The following is an 18,340-nucleotide window of genomic DNA, read 5'->3' on the forward strand; positions in this document are numbered from 1 at the left end:
GCCCGACCAGTTACGAAAGTGCGGCCCCTCTTCGGAGGGGGCCGCACTTTTTTGTCCCGGTGCCAGGATCCTGCCAGGGATTTACTTCCTGGCCGAGTCCAGCATCCCCTGGACTTCCTTCCTAAAGGCGTCCGCCGCGGCCTGGGGGGTCAGCCGGTCATACAGCACTTCATCCGTGTAGCGTTTGATGACGTTCTGGACGCTTCCGGCACCCACGGGAGGGACCGGGGGCGCATCCTTGATGTCCGGCGCAATGTCGTTCAGGAACCCGACCACCGTGGTGTCCGCCGGCTTCAGCGTGGGCGTGATGTCCGCGACGATGTCGCTGTTGGTGGGTACACCCCTGTCCGTCATCAGGATGGCCCCGGCCTCCGGGCTGTTGGTGAGGTAGTTGATGAACTCCGCGGCTTCCTTGGGATGCTTCGAACGGGACGAGGCGGACCAGAACATCGTCGGCTTGTAATACATGCCGTTACTGGCCGCCGCGCCGTCGACGCTCGGAGCGCGCAGCATTTTGATGTTGCTGCCGGTGGTGGCCTCAAGCGATCCAAGTTGGTTGGTCCACCACCAGGCCATACCCACCCGGTTGGTGCCGAAGAGGCTTTGTTCAAGGCTGGCCCCGCCGTCCTCCGTCGCCACGTTCGCCGGCGGGCTGGCCTTGGAATCGCGCTGCTCCTTGAGCCGATCCCAGAAGGAGGCGGCCGTGTCGGCCTCGAAGCCGAGCTTGCCGTCAGCGGAGTAGAGGTTTTCCCCGTGCTGGCGCAGCCAGATGATCAGGTCGGCCTCGTTGCTGCCGTAGGCGGCTCCATAGGTCTTTCCGTCCCCTGCAGCACTGATCTTTGCAGCGGTGTCCGTGAAGTCCTTCCACGTCCATGTCTTGTCGTCCGGAACGGGCACCCCCGCCGCTTCGAATACCTTGGTGTTTGCCATGATGACATAGGCATTCCGGCCAGTGCTCAGCCCGTACTGGGCGCCGTTGTACTGGCCGGAGGCCAGTGCTTCCTTGTCCAGTTTTGCGGTGTCGATGCCGCTTTGCTTTGAGAGATCCATCAGCGCGCCGCGGCCGCCGTATTCGGCAATGTACTTCTGGTCCATCTGGATGACGTCGGGTGCATCATTGGCGGCGGTCTTCGTGGCCAGCTTGTCCCAGTAGCTGGACCATTCGCCGGGCTCGGCCTTGATCTTGATGTTTGGGTGGGACGCCTCAAACGCGGCGATGACCTTGTCCGTCTGTCCGTTGAGGTATTCGTTGCCCCACCATGCGAACCGCAGGGTTACCTGGCCGTTGTCGCCCGATCCGCCCGGGGCTCCGCAGCCTGTGGCCAGGATGGACAGGGCCAGGGCGGCGGCGCCAAGCTGGAAACTGCGGCGGCTTACGACTGGAATCGTCATTGATGTTCCTTCCGGGTTGGCTTCTCCGGGGGCGGCGGCAGCACGGTCGACCGACGTAGCCCAAGATGTGTGAGAAACCGCTTTCTCATGTGATGCTGTGATTGTTTCGCGCATCCCGCACCCCCGTCAAGAACTTTCGGTAAACGGTTTCCGACATTTTGGCCGGGCCGCTGTCGGCCGCTTCTGGCAGGATGGACCGGTGACGATTACTGCAGCGGCTGATGGTTCGGCCTTGGGAAACCCCGGCCCGGCCGGCTGGGCCTGGTATGTGAATGACGATTGCTGGCGCGCCGGCGGCTGGCCCCACGGGACCAACAACCAGGGGGAGCTGATGGCTGTCCTTGACCTCCTGCGCGCCACCGCGCACCTGCCCGGGGAAGACCTGCGCATCCTTTGCGACAGCCAGTACGTGATCAACTCCATTACCAAATGGATGCCTGGATGGAAGCGCAAGGGCTGGCGCAAGGCCGATGGAAAGCCTGTCCTGAACGTGGAACTGCTGAAGGAACTTGACCGCGAACTGGCCGGCAGGACCTACACCTTCGAATGGGTCAAGGGGCACGCCGGCCACGACCTGAATGAGGCAGCCGACGAGCGTGCCAGGGCTGCGGCCACCGCCTACCAGCAGGGAGTGGCGGCAAGGTCGGGCCCGGGCTTCCCCGGCGGCCACCACCCGGGCACCTCCGGGCGTGCCGCGGCCCCGCAGCCTGCCTCCGGCGCGGGCCTGCCGCCCGCCACGCTGGACATTCCGCCCGCCGCGCCGGTCCGTCCTGCGGCCGCGCCTTCCGGCGCGGTGCCTGCAGCCACCGGCGCCGTTCCGGCAGCCCGCGGCGCTGATGCTGTGGGGAGGCCGCGGGCCACGCCGGCGCCCGTCCCGGCCTTCGAGGAACTTGACCTGTTCAGTGAACTGGACAACGAAGCCTTCGAAGAGGCCGAGGCAACCCAGCACGCTGGCTCCGTTCCGCCCGAGGCGCTGGTGGAAGAGCTCGAACGTGAGCTGCTGGGTCCCTTGGTGCGGGGGGATATCGGGCGGACCGCCGTCCTCCTCCACCCGGACTTCGTGGAAATCGGGAGCTCCGGAAGGGTCTGGACCCGGGACGCCATGATGATGGCCCTCGAGGAGGACCCGGGGGAACGGACCGATATTGAAATCCTGGGTGCAGAGCGCATCGGCACCAGCGCGGTCCTGCTGACGTACCGAAGCTTCGCGCGATCCGGCACTACGCTCCGCAGTTCGCTGTGGGTCCTCGATGGGGGCCGCTGGCGGTTGCGGTTCCACCAGGGTACTCCGGAGGCCTGACCCGGGGGTGTCAGCTGAACCGCTGCGCGTTCCCCTGCTCCGCCTGGGCGTAAGTGGCGGCGGCAGAGGCCAATGCGGTGTTGATGGATGCCAGTGAAGCCTCCACCCGGCCCTGGGTGATGGTCCATTCGGTGACGAGTGCCTGGAAGTTGGTGGCTGCGGAGCCACGCCATGATCCCTGGAGTTCATCCAGTCCGCGCTTCATTGTTTGCACGTCGGCGCTGATCCGGTCCACGGTGGCCTGCACGTTGGCGGACTTCAGCTGCAGTAATTCTGTGTCGACGGAAATGATGCTCATGGCTGTGCCTCTCAGGTAGGGCGGGGAGTGCCCCCGCGCCCGGGGGGTCCGGGCTGCTGGGACGAGCCTATGGAGCGGCGGCGGGCCGGAGCGATGGCCGGCCGGCTATATGTGGATAACCGATCCGTCGCTGCCCCTGACACCGGCGGTACTTCCGGCTGCTTCCTGGCCGTCTCCGCCGCCATCCCGGGATGGCTCTTCACGCCGCGGCAGGCTGACCATCAGGGTGGCGCCGCCGCCGTCGGTCTTCTCCACCCGCACCGAGCCGCCGTGGGATCCCACGATGGCCGCCACGATGGCGAGCCCCAGGCCGCTGCCGCCTGTCTCCCTGGTGCGGGAGGTGTCCGCACGGTAGAAGCGTTCGAAGACCTTGGCCGCCTCCTCTTCGGAGATGCCCGGTCCGTGGTCCCGCACTTCGATGACAGACCGCTCCCCGCCGTCGGCCCTGCGGACTCCCACGGCGAGTTCGATGGGACTGCCCTCCGGGGTGTAGCGCAACGCGTTGCCCACGAGGTTTCCCACCACCTGGCGCAATTTGGCCTCATCCCCGAGCACCGGGGCAGGTGCCGCGGGTCCGCCGTCGAGCCCGGTCAGTGAAATCACCCTGGAACGGTCGCTCGCCTGCGTGTCCACCACGGCATCGTGGGCGATCAGCTGCAGGTCCACCGGCTTCTGCTGCAGGGGCCGCTGCTCGTCGAGGCGGGCCAGCAGGAGCAGGTCCTCAACCATCGACCCCATGCGCTTGGCTTCGCTTTCGATCCGGCCCATGGCTGTGGCCACGTCCTCGTCCGTGGCCAGGGCGCCGTGGCGGTACAGCTCGGAGAACCCGCGGATGGTCACCAGCGGGGTACGCAGCTCGTGGGAGGCATCGGCCGCAAAGCGGCGCATCCTGGCTTCGGAGGCCGTCCGCGCTGCGAAGGCGGTTTCAATATGCGCCAGCATGGCATTCAGGGAACTGCTGAGCCGGCCCAGCTCGGTAGTGGGGTTCTCCACTTCCACGCGGCGGGAGAGGTCGCCGGCGGCAATGGCTGCCGCCGTTTTCTCCACCCTGGCCAGAGGCCGGAAGGAACGGGACACTGTCCAGCTCGCAATGAGCGAGGCCAGCAGCAGCGTCAGCAGGCCTACCCCGGTGACCACCAGGGTGGCATGCTTGAGGACGTCGTCCACGCTCTCCAGCGGCAGCCCAATCACCACCACGGCAGTGGTTTGGCCGTTCTGGACCGTCACCGCCACCACGCGCCAGTTCTCCCCGTCCGTCCCGCGGACCTGGAAGGGGGCCAGCCCGCGGGCCTGCGCCTGCTCGACGGTCATGGAGCTGATGTCCGGGTGGTCGTCGGGATCGCCGCCGAACGTGTACGGCTGCTCGCCCGGAGCGAAGAGCATCAGCGAGTAGTCGGTGGGTATGGAGCTGGGAGCCTGCAGCTGGGTGAAGGAGCGTTGTTTCCGGGCGGAGTCGACGGCGGCGTTCAGTTTGTCATCCACCTGGCCCTGAAGGTAGCTGTGCAGCAGTGTCAGGGTCACCGCGCCGGTCACCGTCAGGGCCACAATCAGCAGGGCCATGATCATGGCCACCAGCTGCGACCTGAGTGAGGCCGACTTCCACCGCTTCAGCAAGGTCAGCGCTTTTCGGCCGTCCGCAGGACGTAGCCCACGCCGCGCTTGGTCTGGATCAGGGCCGGTGCCTCGGGGTCGATGTCCACTTTCCGCCGAAGGTAGGAGATGTAGGACTCCACGATGGACGCGTCGCCGTTGAAGTTGTACTCCCAGACGTGGTCAAGGATCTGCGACTTGGACAGGACCCGGTTGGGGTTGAGCATGAGATAGCGCAGGAGCTTGAACTCGGTGGGGGAGAGCTCAATGACGGTGCCGCCACGCCGCACCTCGTGGGCATCGTCGTCGAGTTCGAGGTCGTCCACGCGGATGACCGCGTCGTCGTCCAGCAGGGGCTGTGTGCGGCGGAGCACGGCCCGGATCCTGGCCACCACTTCGTCGAGGCTGAAGGGTTTGGTGACGTAGTCGTCGCCGCCCACGGTCAGGCCCGTAACCTTGTCCTCCGTGTCGTCCTTGGCGGTCAGGAAGAGAACGGGGAAGTGCTTGCCGGAGGCACGAAGCCTGCGGGTCACGGTGAAGCCGTCCATGTCAGGGAGCATGACGTCCAGCACGGCCAGGTCGGGGGCGTGGGTATCGGCCGCGGCGAGGGCGTCGCGGCCGTTCGCGGCGGAGACCACTTCAAAGCCGGCGAACCGGAGCGACGTGGAGAGGAGCTCGCGGATGTTGGGTTCATCATCGACGACGAGCAGCCGGGCTTCTGGACCGTTCTTGTTCATGCTCCCATCATGCTCCCAGTCTCTGGGAGTTGTCTGGATATTCGTTGTGAGCATGATGATGGTGGGCTTGCGGTCACCAGTCCATGGTCCCCGGCTCGCCTTTGAACGGGCCCACCACCCGGCTGGTGATCCAGCCGCCGTAGAACCGGCCGGGCTGGGCGGTGACCCGTTCGCCATCCACTTCGCAGTAATCCATCCGGGCCGGGTAGACCGCCACCCGGTCAGCGAGTGCCTCGAAGCCGGAGGCGGGCTCAGGATAGGACCAGGCGGCGCTGTCCGCTTCCTTGCCGCCGCCGCGCACGGTCAGGTACTTCGCGGAACCCTTGAACTCGCAGAAGCTGCTGCCCGAGGCAGGCTCCAGGGAACCGGCGGCGAATGCTGACTTGAGGATGTAGTACACCGGTGGGTGGCTGGTCTCAAGTACCCGCAGCGAATCGGTCGTATCCAGGATCAGCTCACCGCCCAGGACGATACGTATCCGTTCGCTGCTGGGTTCGATCCGCGGCGGGCGGGGATAGTCCCATACCGACTCCTGCCCGGGGCCGGGCATGGCCGGAACGATTCTTGTTGTCATGCTTCCAGTGTGCGTCCGCGCAGGGCGTTCCGCACCCGGGAACCCAATTCGCGGCAAGAACGTTCCGCGTCCCGCGTCTTCCCCCGCCCCTGGTGCGGGAATACAGTGATGCTTGCCGGGCGTTCAAGCCCGGCACCAGCGTTCAAACGGAGCACCGGCAGCTGTTTTTCCGCATCCCCGTGGCTCCACCCCACCAACGGTAGTTATCCGCTGGCTCCTGGCCCATCGAAGGGGATTGACCATCATGACTGACCTAAGTGCGACTGAAAAACCAGCTGCCAGTGAACGCAGCATTCGGGACTGGGCGGACCTTGCCGAGGAGATGTGGTCCTATCTCACCGGCAAAGGTGCCGCGATCAACTACCAGTTCATCGACATGACCGTTGAGGTCCCGCGTGACATCGGCCCCGACGCGCCGCGTGCCACCTGGAAGCTCAACGGAAGCCTGCGCGTCACCACCAGCGACCGGGACGCCGCCGGAGCGGATTCGAACCGCGGTTGACGGACATGACGGAGAACCGTCTGGACATCGATCTGGACTTTTCGTACACGGACGGGTCGGGCGCGGTCACCAATGGCTGTGCCAAGGCCGCCGGTACGGAGGTAACCGTGTCACTGGAAGGCCTCGCCCCGCTGACTGGCGGCGGCCTGCCATCGCTTGAAGAGATTAAACCGCTGGCGGAACTGCTGGCCCGTAAGGGGGTCAGCGTCACCGTGGCCGGACCTGACGGAACCATCGTCAGCCTGGGCAACGTGGACAGCCCGGCGTCACAGCGGCTGGTGACGCGCTCGCCATACATCAAACTTGGCAAGCCCGGCTCCCTGCTGCCGCTGGTCAGGCAGGGCAGGCGGAGGCGCAGGGGCATGCCACTGCTGCCCCCGTCCACGCCCTTGCCGTTGGTCCCCACAGTCCAGCGGAACATCATCCGGCGCATCACCACCACCCACTACGCCAGGGGTGGCGGGCGGCCGCGGCTGATCTTTGTCCAGGATGCCGCCACCTGGACCGGCCAGATCCCGCGGGAGGTGGCCCTCTCCGGGGAGGTCACGACCATAGGCGGCAGTCCCGGGTCGGATGTCCAACTGGAGGGACTGGAAGCACTCCACGCCGAAATAAGGCACGACGAGCAGGATGAGTACGTCCTGGTGCCGCACGGGCCGGTCAGCGGAAGTGTCTCCAGGACAGGGCCTTCCGTGCTGCGGACCGGGGCAAGGATCCAAATGGGGCAGTGGTGCCTTGCCTTCTTCCGGGAGGAATTCGCCGACCACGGCCGCCCCTATGGCGGCCGGAGCGGCGGGGAACTGGCCTACGAACGCCCCCAGCTGGACCCGCGGACGGGAACCATGGAGCGGGACAGCTCTGAGGGCATCAGCTGAGGCCGCGCAGGCCGCGGCCTGCACGTCCTTGGCGTCCATGATCCGGTAGGCGTAGCCCTGCTCGGCAAGGAACCTTTGGCGCTTGGCGGCGAAATCCTGGTCCAGGGTGTCCCGTGCCACCAGGGAGTAGAAGCGGGCGGCGCGGCCGTCCTTCTTGGGCCGCAGCAGCCGGCCCAGCCGTTGCGCTTCCTCCTGCCGTGACCCGAAGGAACCGGACACCTGGATGGCCACCGAGGCCTCGGGCAGGTCGATGGAGAAATTGGCCACCTTGGACACCACCAGGGTCTGCAGTTCCCCGGCGCGGAACGCGTCAAAGAGTTTCTGCCGCACCTTGACGGAGGTGTCGCCCTTGATCACGGGTGCCTCCAGACGCGCCCCAAGGTCATCCAGCTGGTCGATGTACTGACCGATCACCAGCAGCTGCTCCCCGGCGTGCCGCGTCACCAGCTGCTCCACCACCTGGGTTTTGGACTCCGAGGTGGCGCAGAGCCGGTACTTGTCCGCATCATCGGCCATGGCATAGGCAACGCGTTCATCACCTGGCAGGTCCACGCGGACCTCCACGCAGTCCGCGGGGGCAATGTAGCCCTGGGACTCGATGTCCTTCCACGGGGCGTCATAGCGTTTGGGTCCGATCAGGCTGAAGACCTCGCCCTCGCGCCCGTCCTCCCGGACCAGGGTGGCGGTGAGCCCAAGCCGGCGGCGGGCCTGCAGGTCGGCGGTCATCCTGAAGATCGGTGCCGGGAGGAGGTGGACCTCGTCATAAATGATCAGGCCCCAGTCATGGCCGTCCACCAGTTCCAGGTGGGGGTAGATGCCGCCGCGCCTGGTGGTGAGCACCTGGTAGGTGGCGATGGTCACCGGCCTGACCTCCTTGAGGGCGCCGGAGTATTCACCCACCTCATCCTCCGTGAGGGAGGTGCGCCTGATCAGTTCGTCCTTCCACTGCCTGGCCGCCACCGTGTTGGTGACCAGGATCAGCGTGGTGGTGGACCCAGTGGCCATGGCTGCCGCTCCCACCAGGGTCTTGCCGGCACCGCAGGGCAGTACCACCACGCCGCTGCCGCCCGCCCAGAAGTTTTCACTGGCCAGGCGCTGGTACGGCCGCAGTTCCCAGCCGTCCTCGTTGAGGGAAATAAGGTGCGGGGTGCCGTCCACGTAGCCGGCCAGGTCTTCCGCTGGCCAGCCGATCTTCAGCAGCAGCTGCTTGAGCTGGCCGCGCTGGGAGGCATGCACCACCACCGTCTCGCCGTCGATCCTGGGCCCCAGCAGCGGCGCGATCTTCTTGGCCCGGATCACTTCCTCCAGGACGGGGTAGTCGTCCGTCCGCATGACCAGCCCGTGGCGGGGGTCTTTTTCGAGCCGCAGCCGGCCGTACCGGGACATGGTTTCCGCGACGTCGATCAGCAGGGCATGCGGCACGGGGAAGCGGGAGTACTTCAGCAGGGCGTCCAGCACCTTTTCGGCGTCCAGCCCGGCGGCCCTTGCGTTCCACAGGCCCAGCGGGGTCAGCCGGTAGCTGTGCATGTGCTCGGGTGCCCGCTCCAGCTCGGCGAAAGGCGCGATGGCGTGCCGGGCTTCGGTGGCCAGCTCGTGGTCCACCTCAAGGAGGATGGTTTTGTCGCTTTGGACGATCAGGGGTCCGTCGGTCACGCGGGGAAATCCTTCACTGGCGCAGTTCCTCTGCGGCCTCGATATCGATGATGCGGTGCACGGACAGGACCCGCTCTGTGTCCCTGGCGGGATCGAAGACACGGACCCTGCCCCCGCTCACAGATAGCGGAACAACGACTTCCAGGCTGGCATTCCCCAGGCTGTCCACCACGTTCATGTGGATCCGCTGCTTCAGGCGAATGGCCCTTTGCAGGGCCTCAAGCCCCAGCTGGGTGGCTGCCTCACTGCCGGCAACGGCGCCCGGGTGGTGTCCGACGCCGGCGCCCGCCTGCCGCAGGACGTGCAGCTGGGCTTCAACCTCCTCCGCCGGGGGCGCCATCCGCGGGGCGGTGTAGACGGGGCGGGAGCTTTCCTGCGGCGTGGAAGGCCGGCGCAGGTGGGCCGCGGGCTCGGCCCCGTCCACAGACGGGGACAGTCCCAGGCTCCGGAGTGCGGCGGCCAGTTCGCGGGGCGGCGCCGATGAGGTCACAACCGTGGGTGACAGGCTGGCCAGGCCCAGCTGGGCGGCTTTCGGTCCTGCCAGCAGCTCGCGCAGGGCTGCTTCGTCGTCGCTTTGGATGAAGCTGGCAGCCTGGCCCACGCGGAGCCGGCCGTGCCGGGAAGCGGTGTCCTCCACGAGGTATTCCAGCGGCTGCGGCACGGCGGTGGCTGAGTGTTCGCGAAGAAACGCCAGCAGGGCCGCAGCGTCGTAGCCGTGGTCCAGTGCCCGTTTGATGGACTCTGCGGAGAAGCGGTAGATGGTGGCCGGGCCCTGCCCCTCGGCGTCGGCCATGGCCAGGAGCTTTTCGGTCAGCGACGGTGCCAGGTAGCCGGGGGCCACAGCGGTCAGGTCCGCCTGCAGCAGCACATGGTTCAGGGCCGCAGGCAGGTGCTCGCCCAGGATGGCAAGGGCGGCATCAGGATCGTCCTCGGCGACGGCGCTGCCCAGTTGGCTCAGGGCACCCGAACCGACCAGGCCCAGCATCTCCGCTTCGGCCAGGACGCCGCGGATCAGTGAGCTGAACCGCCGGGCCATACGAGGCTGCGACCACTCTGCACGCTGCAGGACGGCGGCGGCGTCAAGGACGGGAGCGGCGCCGTCGGACGCGGCCGCCTGCTGGGTGAGCTCGTGCAGGATCTCGAGGATCCGCTTGCGGACCACGGGAGCATCGGGCCGCTGCGCCCCGGCGGACAGCGCGGCGATGGTGGTTCCCGACGCCGACCGGCCGGCCGCTGCGCCCGGCGCCGAATTCACCGGTTGGCCCACCATGGACGGCACGCGCTCGCTGGCCAGCCACGCGTTCACCAGCCACAGCCACTGTTCCTGCCGGGGAAGGACCAGCCATTCCAGTTGCGGGGGCTGCACCCACGATGAGGAGTCGACGTCGAGCCGGATAAGGCCAGCCAGGCCGCACAGTTCCAGCAGCAGGCCCACCGCACCCTGGTCAATCCGCAGGTGCTCTGCCAGGCGGCGTATCTCACGGACACCCACACCTCCACTGCGCAGCGTGGCCAGCGGGTGCTCCCGGACGGCATGCAGCAGTTCCGAGACCAGCCGCAGGGTTTCCGAGATGGAGCTCAGGGCCGCATTCCTGCGCAGCGCCGCCGTTGTCCGGCCAAGCTCGGGGACCGGTGGCGCAAGAGTGAAATCGTTGATGATCGAGCCGCCGCGGAGGGCCAGTCCCACGCTGTGGGGCAGCTCCACGTGGGCGGCGTCCAGCGGAACCAGCAGCCCGCGGGCAAGGAGCCAGTCAACGGGCCCGACGTCGGCGCCCTCCGTGGTGACCGACGCTTTCCGCTGCGCCTGGGGGACGGCACCCATGGCCCAGTTCCGGAACCGGGCGAGCAGCGCCGTCGTCCGCTCCGGGGCGCCGGCGAGGATGTCCCGCAGCGCCTCCGGGGAGGAGGTCCAGTGCTGAAGGGCCAGGGCAGCCTCCATGGGCGTGGTGGCTTCGTGGATTGCGAACCCGCTGTGGTGCAGCTCGGAGACCAGCTGCACGGCCCGCTGGGCGAAGGCCGGCTGCAGGCGGACCAGCTCGGTATAGCTGCGGCCCAGGCCGGCCGGATAGATCCCCACCACGTCCTTGAGCGAGCCCGCCGGGAGGTAGAACGGCTGGTCGGCAGCAGGGGAAGGGGTGCCGTGCGGGGGAGGGGCGGGGTGCACCAGGGCCAGCTCCTGCAGGGTGCCCAGGATCTGGGTGACGGTAGCCAAGGCGGAGCCGTGGATCAGTCTGTGCACGCCTTCAGCGGACGCACTGTGTCCGGTGTCGGTGTTGGTGCACAGATGGAGGGTTTCCAGGACCTGCATGTGCGGCCGGTCGAGCCGCTCCAGGGCGCGCTGGACGCTGACGCGGGAACTGGCGCGTGCCGCCAGTGCGGCAAAGTCCGGGACGGAAGGGGAAATAAGGTCCGGCCGCGCGGCGAACAGCGCACGCAACGAATCGTCGCTGCGTGCCTCCAGGTCCTTGCCAAGCGCGCGAATAAGGGACATCAGTCCAACGTTACCGCTGCTGTGCCCTTCCCGCCCGCCGCCGGGCGACAACACCGTCCAGGACCAGCAGGAGCATCAGGATGAAGGCCACCGGCAGGCCGTAAAGCGCGGTGTACGTGATCCAGGCAGGAGCTACCGAGCCGGCGAAGGCAAGCGCCATGACAGCTGCCACGGCTATCAGGGACAGCACGGCCACAACTGCGGCGAGGACCATCAACGGCCGCCGGTAACGCGAGGGAGTCATGGACGCAACGCTACCGCGCCCGGAGCGGTGCGGGTAAAAGCCGGGGCCTTGCGCCTGCGGCGGAACAGTGCTCCCCAAAGCATCAATAGGCCATGCGGCAGGATAACCTTGAAGCATACAGACCAACACGGTTTCCGTTTGCCATACCCTGAACCCGCACAACAATGCGGATGCGGTGGCAGCCGCCGTGTCTCATGACAGCAGAACGAAGAAGGTTGATTACGTGCCTACCGGCAAGGTCAAGTGGTATGACAAGGACAAGGGCTTTGGGTTCCTCGCGGGAGAAGACGGCCAGGAGGTCTTCCTGCCCAAGTCGTCGCTGCCCGAGGGCGTCACGGAGCTGAAGGCCGGCACCCGGGTGGAGTTCGGCGTAGCGGACGGGCGCAAGGGTGCCCAGGCACTGGGCCTGCGGGTGCTGGACAAGACGCCTTCCATTGCCAAGGCCAAGCGCCCCAGCGCAAAGGATCTTGCCCCGCTGGTGCAGGACCTGGTGACCGTCCTGGACAACCTGTCGGGGACCCTGTCCAAGGGCAAGTACCCGGAGGGCAACAAGGGCAAGGCCATTGCTGCCGCCCTGCGCAAGGTCGCCGACGAGCTGGACGTTTAGGCGCCCATGACTCCCGATTCTGAACAGCTGGGCACGCCAGTGCAGGAGCAGGCTGCCAAGACTCCGCCCAAGCGCAAGGCCGGCGTGCCCGTGTGGCGTACGGGCAAGCCGGACGCTTTCCTGGCCGCGGCGGTGGACACTGCCCGGACCGCAGTGGAGGGCATCACGCCGGCGGCTACCATCGGCCCGCACCTGGCCGCCAAGAGCGAGGGCGACCGGCTGGTCACGCACCTGTTCGAGTCGAGGCTGCCCGGCTACGCAGGGTGGCAGTGGTACGCGGTGCTGACCCGCAACTCGCGCTCCAAGGTGGTTACGGTCAATGAGCTGGGCCTGCTGCCGTCCGAGGATTCCATCCTCGCCCCCGAGTGGGTGCCCTGGGCCGAACGTGTCCGCCCCGAGGACCAGCAGCAGGAATCCGAAGCGGACTCGCCTGAAGCGGACTCCTCTGAAGCGGAAAGCCCTGAAACGGACGGCTCTGAAACGGACAGCCCTGAAACGGAGGGTCCTGCGGCGGACGGCCAGGAACCAGCGGAAGAGGCCCGGTATGTGACGGACGACGCCGGCACCCAGGCAGGAGCCTGACCGCACCTCCGCCGGGAAACCGGCCACCCCTTTGCCGGGGACAACGAAAAACGGCGCCGTCCGGGAAGAACCCTGACGGCGCCGTCGTACGTTATCCGTACCTGTATTCCGTGCCTACTTCCGCAGCTCGCCCACCACGTAGTCGATGCTGGACAGCAGGGCCGAGACATCGCTCGGCTCGATGGCCACGAAGGTGGCGATGCGCAGCTGGTTGCGGCCCAGCTTCCGGTAGGGCTCAGTGTCCACGATGCCGTTGGCGCGCAGGATCTTCGCCACAACTGCCGCATCAACCGTTTCGTCGAAGTCGATGGTGGCGATGACGTTGGAGCGTTCCTCCGGGTTGGCCACGAAGGGGGTGGCGAAGTCGGAAGCCTCGGCCCAGCTGTAGATGCGCCCTGCGGAGTCAGCGGTGCGCGCGGCGGCAAAGTCCAGGCCGCCGTTGGAGTTCAGCCACTGGACCTGGGCGTCCAGGGTGACCAGCGTGGACAGCGAGGGCGTGTTGTACGTCTGGTTCAGGCGGGAGTTGTCGATGGCGGTCTGGAGGTCCAGGAAATCCGGGATCCAGCGGCCGCTGGCCTTGACCCGCGCGGCACGCTCGATGGCGGCGGGGGAGAACAGTCCAAGCCAGAGGCCGCCGTCGGAGGCGAAGTTCTTTTGCGGGGCGAAGTAGTAGACGTCGCTCTGCGCAATGTCCACGTCCAGGCCGCCGGCCGCCGAGGTGGCGTCCACCAGCACGAGCGATCCCTCGTCAGCTCCGGAGACGCGCGCGACCGGGGCCGCCACACCGGTGGAGGTCTCGTTCTGCGGCCAGGCATAGACGTCCACGCCGGCCTCGGCCTGCGCTGCCGGACGGGTGCCGGGCTCGGACTTGATGATCGAGGAGGCCTCCAGGAAGGGCGCCTTGTTGGTGGCTGCGGCGAACTTTGACCCGAACTCACCAAAGGAGAGGTGCTGGGCCTTCTTCTCCACCAGGCCAAAGCTTGCGATGTCCCAGAAGGCCGTGGAGCCGCCAACGCCGAGGACCACCTCATACCCCTCAGGGGCACGGAAGAACCGGCTCAGCCCGTCGCGGACCGATCCGACCAGGTTCTTGACCGGCGCCTGGCGGTGCGAGGTGCCGAGGATGGTCTTGGACGCTGCTGCCAGGGCATCGATCTGTTCCTGGCGGACCTTTGACGGGCCGGCGCCGAACCGCCCGTCCTTGGGCAGGAGGTCGGCGGGGATCGTGATGCTGGTGTCGCTCACAGGTGCTCCAATTCGGCGGGGACGAAAACCTTGGTCCGGACGGGCGGGTAAGGGTGGCCGCAGCGCGCGATGGCTGCGCGGCAGGCCTGTTCCATTCTGCCTGAAGGGCAGTGGGTGCGGGAGCCGGAGGGGGCAAAGTCCAGACAATGAGACGGTCCGGTTCATGGGTGCTGCCCAGGGGCCAGCTATTCGGACAAAGTCAAAATAGGCTAAGCTAGCCCCCGGACTACCTCGCGGGAACAGGCGGTACGGTGGGACAACGCAAGGTACTGCGCTCGAGGAGCTGAGCTGGATGACGGATCTGATCGACACTACGGAGATGTACCTCAGGACCATCCTGGAGCTTGAGGAAGAAAACATCGTTGCCCTTCGGGCCCGTATCGCCGAGCGTCTGCGCCACTCCGGCCCCACGGTGTCCCAGACCATCGGCAGGATGGAACGCGACGGACTCGTCGTCGTCTCCGGCGACAGGCACCTTGAACTCACGGACACGGGCCGCAAGCGGGCCACCGAAGTCATGCGCAAGCACCGGCTGGCCGAACGCCTGCTGGCTGACGTTATCGGTCTGGACTGGGCCTACGTGCACGACGAAGCCTGCCGCTGGGAACACGTCATGAGCGAGCGCGTTGAGCGGCGCATCTACGAGATGCTGGACCACCCCACCGAATCGCCCTACGGCAACCCGATCCCCGGCCTCGCTGCCCTGGGCGGACAACCGGCCACCGGCTTCCCCGACGGAGCCATCAGCCTGGTGGAGGCCATGAAGGGCTACGGTCCCGCCTCTGCAGTGACCATCAGCCGGCTGGCTGAGCCAATCCAGGTGGAGCCGGAACTGCTGGCGCAACTGGACGAAGGCGGGATCCGGCCCGGCGCTGCCGTTGCGCTGGAACGCGTGGGAGATTACATCTCCGTACGGGTGTCCGGAATCGAAGGTGCGCTGGAGTTGCCGCCTGAGGTAGCCGCGCATGTTTTTGTCGCTGTTAAGCAGCCCTGAGCCGCGTCCCAATACCCCAGCGCAGAGCTTCCACGCAAAGATAACGGAATTGTTACCTAGGGTCTTAAGGCCCTATAGTGGAAGCAATCGTTGATACTTAAGCGTTACCCGATACGGAGCCGAGCTCTGCCAGCGGATCGGGTGCACGAGTCGTTACTGGCAGAGGCGGGGGAACCACAATTGGCAGCGGGGGACTGCCTTGGGGTGAAGTCCGTCAGCAGCAAGCCTCTCCAGTGAAGGATTCTTCCGGGAATACCCCTGTGCAGAAGCTTGCCCCTGACGGGCCGGGTCTTTGATCTCTCTGACCCGAATCCGACAGCTAACTCCGCAGGCTTTTCCAGAGAGGAACCCTTCTTGACCACGCAGACCTCCCGGGGGCGCCGCCGCGCCGCAGGCCCCCCTTCGGCACCCCGGGTTGTCGAAGATGCCGCAGCGGAGCGTCCCCGCGATCTGCATCGCGACGCGCGCCGCCGCCGGGGTCCGTTCCGGCAGGTGACGGAGTTCGCCGCCGCCAGTGGCATTGGCCAGAAAGCTGGAATCGCCCTGGCCGCCACCGGCCTGGTTCTGACGGTCACGGTGCCCGCCACCAGCCCCGTCATGGCCACGGACGCCGCCGGCAACGCGCCATTGGCAGCCTCCGCCGTCAGTCCGCAGCCCCAGATTTCCGCTGATGTTGGCGCCCAAATCGACTTCAGCCGTTCGGCAGTGGTGACCCAGGCCGACCCCGACGGGAAGCTGAAGCAGCTCCTGAGCGCCCAGTCCGCCGGCTCCGTCACGCGGGCCGCCTCGGCCGGCACCCTGGCCGCACCGCTGGCATCCCTCACCACCGCCTCGCCCTTTGGTTACCGCGTGAGCCCCATCACCGGCGGCTCCGGAGACTTCCACCGCGGCCAGGACTTCGTGGCACAGTGCGGAACGTCCGTCCTGGCGGCCGCGACCGGCACCGTGACCTTCGCGGGCTGGCACCAGTATGGCGGTGGAAACCGGGTGGTCATCGACCACGGCAACGGGCTGGAGACCACCTACAACCACCTGTCGTCGTTCAACGTCAAGGTGGGCCAGACCGTCTCCCGCGGCGAGGTTGTGGCGCTCAGCGGCACCACGGGCGCATCCACCGGCTGCCACCTGCACTTTGAGGTCCAGGTCAACGGCGAAGTGGTCGATCCCATGGGCTGGCTGTAGCCGAATGATTGTCCACTCTCAGATCGCAGTGACCTGCCGTGACCTGAATGTGACATTGAAACAAAACTGCTGTACCGTCTAACTCGCGTCAACTTTTCCGAAGTTGACGCTCTTGAGTGGATTGCCTAACTCTGCCACCGCTCAAGGTCCGTTCGCATTTCATCGTCTGGCAGGGGCGGGGGAACCAATTTTGGCCTTCATTTCCTGAAGGCCTTGGGGTTAAGTCATGAGCTTCCCAGGAAGCAGAGTGGCCGGGTGACTCCCATCCGAATCCGACAGCTCACCTCGCAGGCATTGGGAGAGGCTACCTTCGTGTCTTCACGCCATAATTCTGCGCGCCACCGTGCGCAAACGGTTCGCATTAACCCCCTGGACGCCGTGTCCAAGGCGGTCAGTGCAAATGCCGGGACCGTAGGCCGCCAGGCTGCCGTTGTGGCAGCCGCGTCGGGCCTCATCCTGAGCATGGGCCTGCCCGCCACCGCAGCTGACACCACCGCTGGTGTCTCCGCATCCACCGAGTCCGGTTCGGCCCAGACGGCCCTCGCCGTCACTGCCGCCCCCACGGCTACGGTTTCCTTCGAACGTCCCGTCGTGAAGACCACCGCCGCTCCAAAGGTGGAAGCGGTGCGTCCGCAGTCCACTGCGCCGGCCGAGCGCGACGCCGCTGCCACCGCAGGCCAGGACGCTGCCCCTGCCGCCAAGGCTGCCGAGACTGTCTCCGCCGCAACTTCCGGCATTGCAGCAATCGCCTACACCGGCATCGGCCACTCCTACGTGTGGGGCGGCACCAGCCCCGTCACCGGCTGGGACTGCTCCGGGTTCGTCCAGTGGGTCTACGCCCAGGCCGGGATCAGCATCCCCCGCACCAACGCGTGGAACATCATGACCCCCACCTCCACCCCGCAGCCGGGCGACGTTGTGGTCCAGAACGGCGGCGCGCACGTGGGCATCTACGTCGGCAACGGCATGATGGTCAGCGCACTCAACCCTTCCCAGGGCACGCTGCTCCACTCGCCTGCAGCCACCGGTACCTCGTCGTACTACCACCTCAACAAGTAGTTCTTGGGCTTCATGCTCCAAGGGCTATTTCTTTGCCCAAAGCTTTTTCGCTAGAAACCACATCCCCGTTCGGAATGCGCCGGCTTGCCCCCAAGATGCCGGCGCGTCCAGTTCCCTTTGCCTGCCTACCCGCGGTTCGAAGGAAAAACGAAAGAGAGAACTGATGACGACTCGTGCTACCGCACGGCACCGCGCCGAGGTCACCAAAACCAACTCGATCGCTGTCATTGCCAAAGCTGTCAGCGACAATGCCGGTGGCATGGGCCGCCAGGCTGCTGTCATCGCTGCTGCTTCCGGTCTGGTCCTGACCAGTGGCATCGCGGCCAACGCTGCCGACACCAACGTCAAGCGCGATTCCGCTCCTGCATCCCAGCTGGAAGTTGAATCCGTCGTCGACGCCCCGATTTCCGCGGCTTCCACTATTTCCATCAGCTACGAGAAGCCCGCCGTTACCACCACGCCGGCTCCCGTCGTTGAGCCGGAGCCCGAGGTTCAGGTGCAGGAAGCTGCTCCTGCCGCCCAGCCGGCTGCTGCTCCCAAGGTCACCGCCAAGGTTGCAACCGCTGCCGCTCCGGCCGCACCGGCAGGCCAGGCTTCGGCCAGCGGCAAGGGTGCTGCCATCCTGTCCGCCGCTTACGCCCAGCTCGGCGTGCACCAAGACTGCACCATGCTGGTGACCAACGCACTGGCCGCCGTCGGCATCCACTTCCACGACTGGCCGGCTGGCTACCTGTCACTGGGTGACACTGTGCCCATGTCCCAGGCCCAGGCCGGTGACCTGCTGTACTACGCTGACGGTGGCGGAGGTATGGCTCACATTGCCGTTTACGCCGGAAACGGGATGGCCGTCCACGGCGGCTTCAACGGCAACGACACCGTGGTCTTCAGCGCCAATGTTGGCTCTGGCGCGGTTGCCATCCGCGTACGTTAGGCAGTCCTGGGGCGGCCTGATCCAACGCCGCCCGCGAATTGCTGTAAGGGACCCCCGCCGCCAGGCGGGGGTCCCTCGCGCTTT

At 66.7% G+C, this 18,340-nt stretch carries 16 protein-coding genes, 1 pseudogene and 2 riboswitches; of the genes and pseudogenes, 8 read left to right on the forward strand and 9 right to left on the reverse strand.

Going from position 1 to position 18,340, the window contains the following annotated elements:
• Nucleotides 1-81: 81 nt before the first annotated feature.
• The gene (locus VIK36_RS04535; protein ID WP_324644239.1) at nucleotides 82-1,392 is read right to left on the reverse strand and encodes an ABC transporter substrate-binding protein; all 1,311 of its coding nucleotides are present in this window, start codon (nucleotides 1,390-1,392) and stop codon (nucleotides 82-84) included.
• A 199-nt stretch (nucleotides 1,393-1,591) separates the two neighbouring features.
• Here VIK36_RS04535 and VIK36_RS04540 point away from each other — a divergent pair, with 199 nt between their 5' ends.
• Complete coding sequence (locus tag VIK36_RS04540) at nucleotides 1,592-2,692, forward strand: ribonuclease HI family protein (RefSeq protein WP_324644240.1); 1,101 nt, start codon at nucleotides 1,592-1,594, stop codon at nucleotides 2,690-2,692.
• 10 nt (nucleotides 2,693-2,702) lie between these two features.
• On the opposite strand, the gene VIK36_RS04545 is transcribed toward VIK36_RS04540, so the two are convergent.
• The 4 genes from VIK36_RS04545 to VIK36_RS04560 all read right to left on the reverse strand — a co-directional run bounded on the left by VIK36_RS04545 (nucleotide 2,703) and on the right by VIK36_RS04560 (nucleotide 5,891).
• On the reverse strand, nucleotides 2,703-2,990 hold the full coding sequence (locus VIK36_RS04545; protein WP_159632861.1) for a WXG100 family type VII secretion target: 288 nt from the start codon (nucleotides 2,988-2,990) through the stop codon (nucleotides 2,703-2,705).
• A 105-nt stretch (nucleotides 2,991-3,095) separates the two neighbouring features.
• The gene (locus tag VIK36_RS04550) at nucleotides 3,096-4,604 is read right to left on the reverse strand and encodes a HAMP domain-containing sensor histidine kinase (RefSeq protein ID WP_324644241.1); all 1,509 of its coding nucleotides are present in this window, start codon (nucleotides 4,602-4,604) and stop codon (nucleotides 3,096-3,098) included.
• A 2-nt stretch (nucleotides 4,605-4,606) separates the two neighbouring features.
• Nucleotides 4,607-5,317, reverse strand: a complete 711-nt coding sequence (locus VIK36_RS04555) for a response regulator transcription factor (protein WP_056331118.1) — start codon at nucleotides 5,315-5,317, stop codon at nucleotides 4,607-4,609.
• 73 nt (nucleotides 5,318-5,390) lie between these two features.
• On the reverse strand, nucleotides 5,391-5,891 hold the full coding sequence (locus VIK36_RS04560; protein WP_255174507.1) for a DUF427 domain-containing protein: 501 nt from the start codon (nucleotides 5,889-5,891) through the stop codon (nucleotides 5,391-5,393).
• A gap of 244 nt (nucleotides 5,892-6,135) precedes the next feature.
• Here VIK36_RS04560 and VIK36_RS04565 point away from each other — a divergent pair, with 244 nt between their 5' ends.
• Nucleotides 6,136-6,393: a hypothetical protein gene (locus VIK36_RS04565; RefSeq protein WP_255174508.1), complete on the forward strand. Its 258-nt coding sequence runs from the start codon at nucleotides 6,136-6,138 to the stop codon at nucleotides 6,391-6,393.
• Between the two features lie 890 nt (nucleotides 6,394-7,283).
• On the opposite strand, the pseudogene VIK36_RS04570 reads toward VIK36_RS04565, so the two are convergent.
• The 3 genes and pseudogenes from VIK36_RS04570 to VIK36_RS04580 form a co-directional block, all read right to left on the reverse strand.
• Nucleotides 7,284-8,921: pseudogene (locus VIK36_RS04570) on the reverse strand (DNA repair helicase XPB); the annotation flags it as partial.
• 13 nt (nucleotides 8,922-8,934) lie between these two features.
• The gene (locus tag VIK36_RS04575) at nucleotides 8,935-11,412 is read right to left on the reverse strand and encodes a helicase-associated domain-containing protein (RefSeq protein ID WP_255174511.1); all 2,478 of its coding nucleotides are present in this window, start codon (nucleotides 11,410-11,412) and stop codon (nucleotides 8,935-8,937) included.
• 10 nt (nucleotides 11,413-11,422) lie between these two features.
• The gene (locus tag VIK36_RS04580) at nucleotides 11,423-11,656 is read right to left on the reverse strand and encodes a hypothetical protein (protein ID WP_324644242.1); all 234 of its coding nucleotides are present in this window, start codon (nucleotides 11,654-11,656) and stop codon (nucleotides 11,423-11,425) included.
• Between the two features lie 223 nt (nucleotides 11,657-11,879).
• On the opposite strand from VIK36_RS04580, the gene VIK36_RS04585 reads away from it, so the two are divergent.
• The gene (locus VIK36_RS04585) at nucleotides 11,880-12,263 is read left to right on the forward strand and encodes a cold-shock protein (RefSeq protein WP_142131045.1); all 384 of its coding nucleotides are present in this window, start codon (nucleotides 11,880-11,882) and stop codon (nucleotides 12,261-12,263) included.
• 6 nt (nucleotides 12,264-12,269) lie between these two features.
• Nucleotides 12,270-12,845 (forward strand): DUF3027 domain-containing protein, encoded by a 576-nt coding sequence (locus VIK36_RS04590; protein ID WP_324644243.1) that lies wholly within the window; start codon nucleotides 12,270-12,272, stop codon nucleotides 12,843-12,845.
• Nucleotides 12,846-12,959: 114 nt separating this feature from the next.
• On the opposite strand, the gene serC is transcribed toward VIK36_RS04590, so the two are convergent.
• Nucleotides 12,960-14,090: a phosphoserine transaminase gene (gene serC / locus VIK36_RS04595; RefSeq protein WP_324644244.1), complete on the reverse strand. Its 1,131-nt coding sequence runs from the start codon at nucleotides 14,088-14,090 to the stop codon at nucleotides 12,960-12,962.
• 292 nt (nucleotides 14,091-14,382) lie between these two features.
• Between serC and VIK36_RS04600 the strand changes: the two genes are divergently transcribed.
• The 4 genes from VIK36_RS04600 (at nucleotide 14,383) to VIK36_RS04615 (ending at nucleotide 18,256) form a co-directional block, all read left to right on the forward strand.
• A complete protein-coding gene (locus tag VIK36_RS04600; RefSeq protein WP_324644245.1) occupies nucleotides 14,383-15,084 on the forward strand; it encodes a metal-dependent transcriptional regulator in 702 nt (233 codons plus the stop codon).
• A gap of 107 nt (nucleotides 15,085-15,191) precedes the next feature.
• Nucleotides 15,192-15,434, forward strand: a riboswitch (cyclic di-AMP (ydaO/yuaA leader).
• Between the two features lie 4 nt (nucleotides 15,435-15,438).
• Entirely contained in the window at nucleotides 15,439-16,266 is an 828-nt protein-coding gene (locus VIK36_RS04605) for a M23 family metallopeptidase (protein WP_324644246.1), read from the forward strand.
• 112 nt (nucleotides 16,267-16,378) lie between these two features.
• Nucleotides 16,379-16,574, forward strand: a riboswitch (cyclic di-AMP (ydaO/yuaA leader).
• A gap of 70 nt (nucleotides 16,575-16,644) precedes the next feature.
• Nucleotides 16,645-17,325, forward strand: a complete 681-nt coding sequence (locus tag VIK36_RS04610) for a C40 family peptidase (RefSeq protein WP_255174517.1) — start codon at nucleotides 16,645-16,647, stop codon at nucleotides 17,323-17,325.
• 163 nt (nucleotides 17,326-17,488) lie between these two features.
• Nucleotides 17,489-18,256 (forward strand): NlpC/P60 family protein, encoded by a 768-nt coding sequence (locus VIK36_RS04615; RefSeq protein WP_324644247.1) that lies wholly within the window; start codon nucleotides 17,489-17,491, stop codon nucleotides 18,254-18,256.
• The last annotated feature ends 84 nt before the right edge of the window (nucleotides 18,257-18,340 follow it).

This window comes from Pseudarthrobacter sp. LT1 (genome assembly GCF_035621795.1).
Taxonomy (GTDB): domain Bacteria; phylum Actinomycetota; class Actinomycetes; order Actinomycetales; family Micrococcaceae; genus Arthrobacter.

Coding starts and splice junctions, on each gene's coding strand:
- VIK36_RS04535 (WP_324644239.1), bottom strand. CDS start 1,392: ATGACGATTCCAGTCGTAAGCCGCCGCAGTTTCCAGCTTGGCGCCGCC.
- VIK36_RS04545 (WP_159632861.1), bottom strand. CDS start 2,990: ATGAGCATCATTTCCGTCGACACAGAATTACTGCAGCTGAAGTCCGCC.
- VIK36_RS04555 (WP_056331118.1), bottom strand. CDS start 5,317: ATGAACAAGAACGGTCCAGAAGCCCGGCTGCTCGTCGTCGATGATGAA.
- VIK36_RS04560 (WP_255174507.1), bottom strand. CDS start 5,891: ATGACAACAAGAATCGTTCCGGCCATGCCCGGCCCCGGGCAGGAGTCG.
- VIK36_RS04565 (WP_255174508.1), top strand. CDS start 6,136: ATGACTGACCTAAGTGCGACTGAAAAACCAGCTGCCAGTGAACGCAGC.
- VIK36_RS04575 (WP_255174511.1), bottom strand. CDS start 11,412: ATGTCCCTTATTCGCGCGCTTGGCAAGGACCTGGAGGCACGCAGCGAC.
- VIK36_RS04580 (WP_324644242.1), bottom strand. CDS start 11,656: ATGACTCCCTCGCGTTACCGGCGGCCGTTGATGGTCCTCGCCGCAGTT.
- VIK36_RS04590 (WP_324644243.1), top strand. CDS start 12,270: ATGACTCCCGATTCTGAACAGCTGGGCACGCCAGTGCAGGAGCAGGCT.
- VIK36_RS04600 (WP_324644245.1), top strand. CDS start 14,383: ATGACGGATCTGATCGACACTACGGAGATGTACCTCAGGACCATCCTG.
- VIK36_RS04615 (WP_324644247.1), top strand. CDS start 17,489: ATGACGACTCGTGCTACCGCACGGCACCGCGCCGAGGTCACCAAAACC.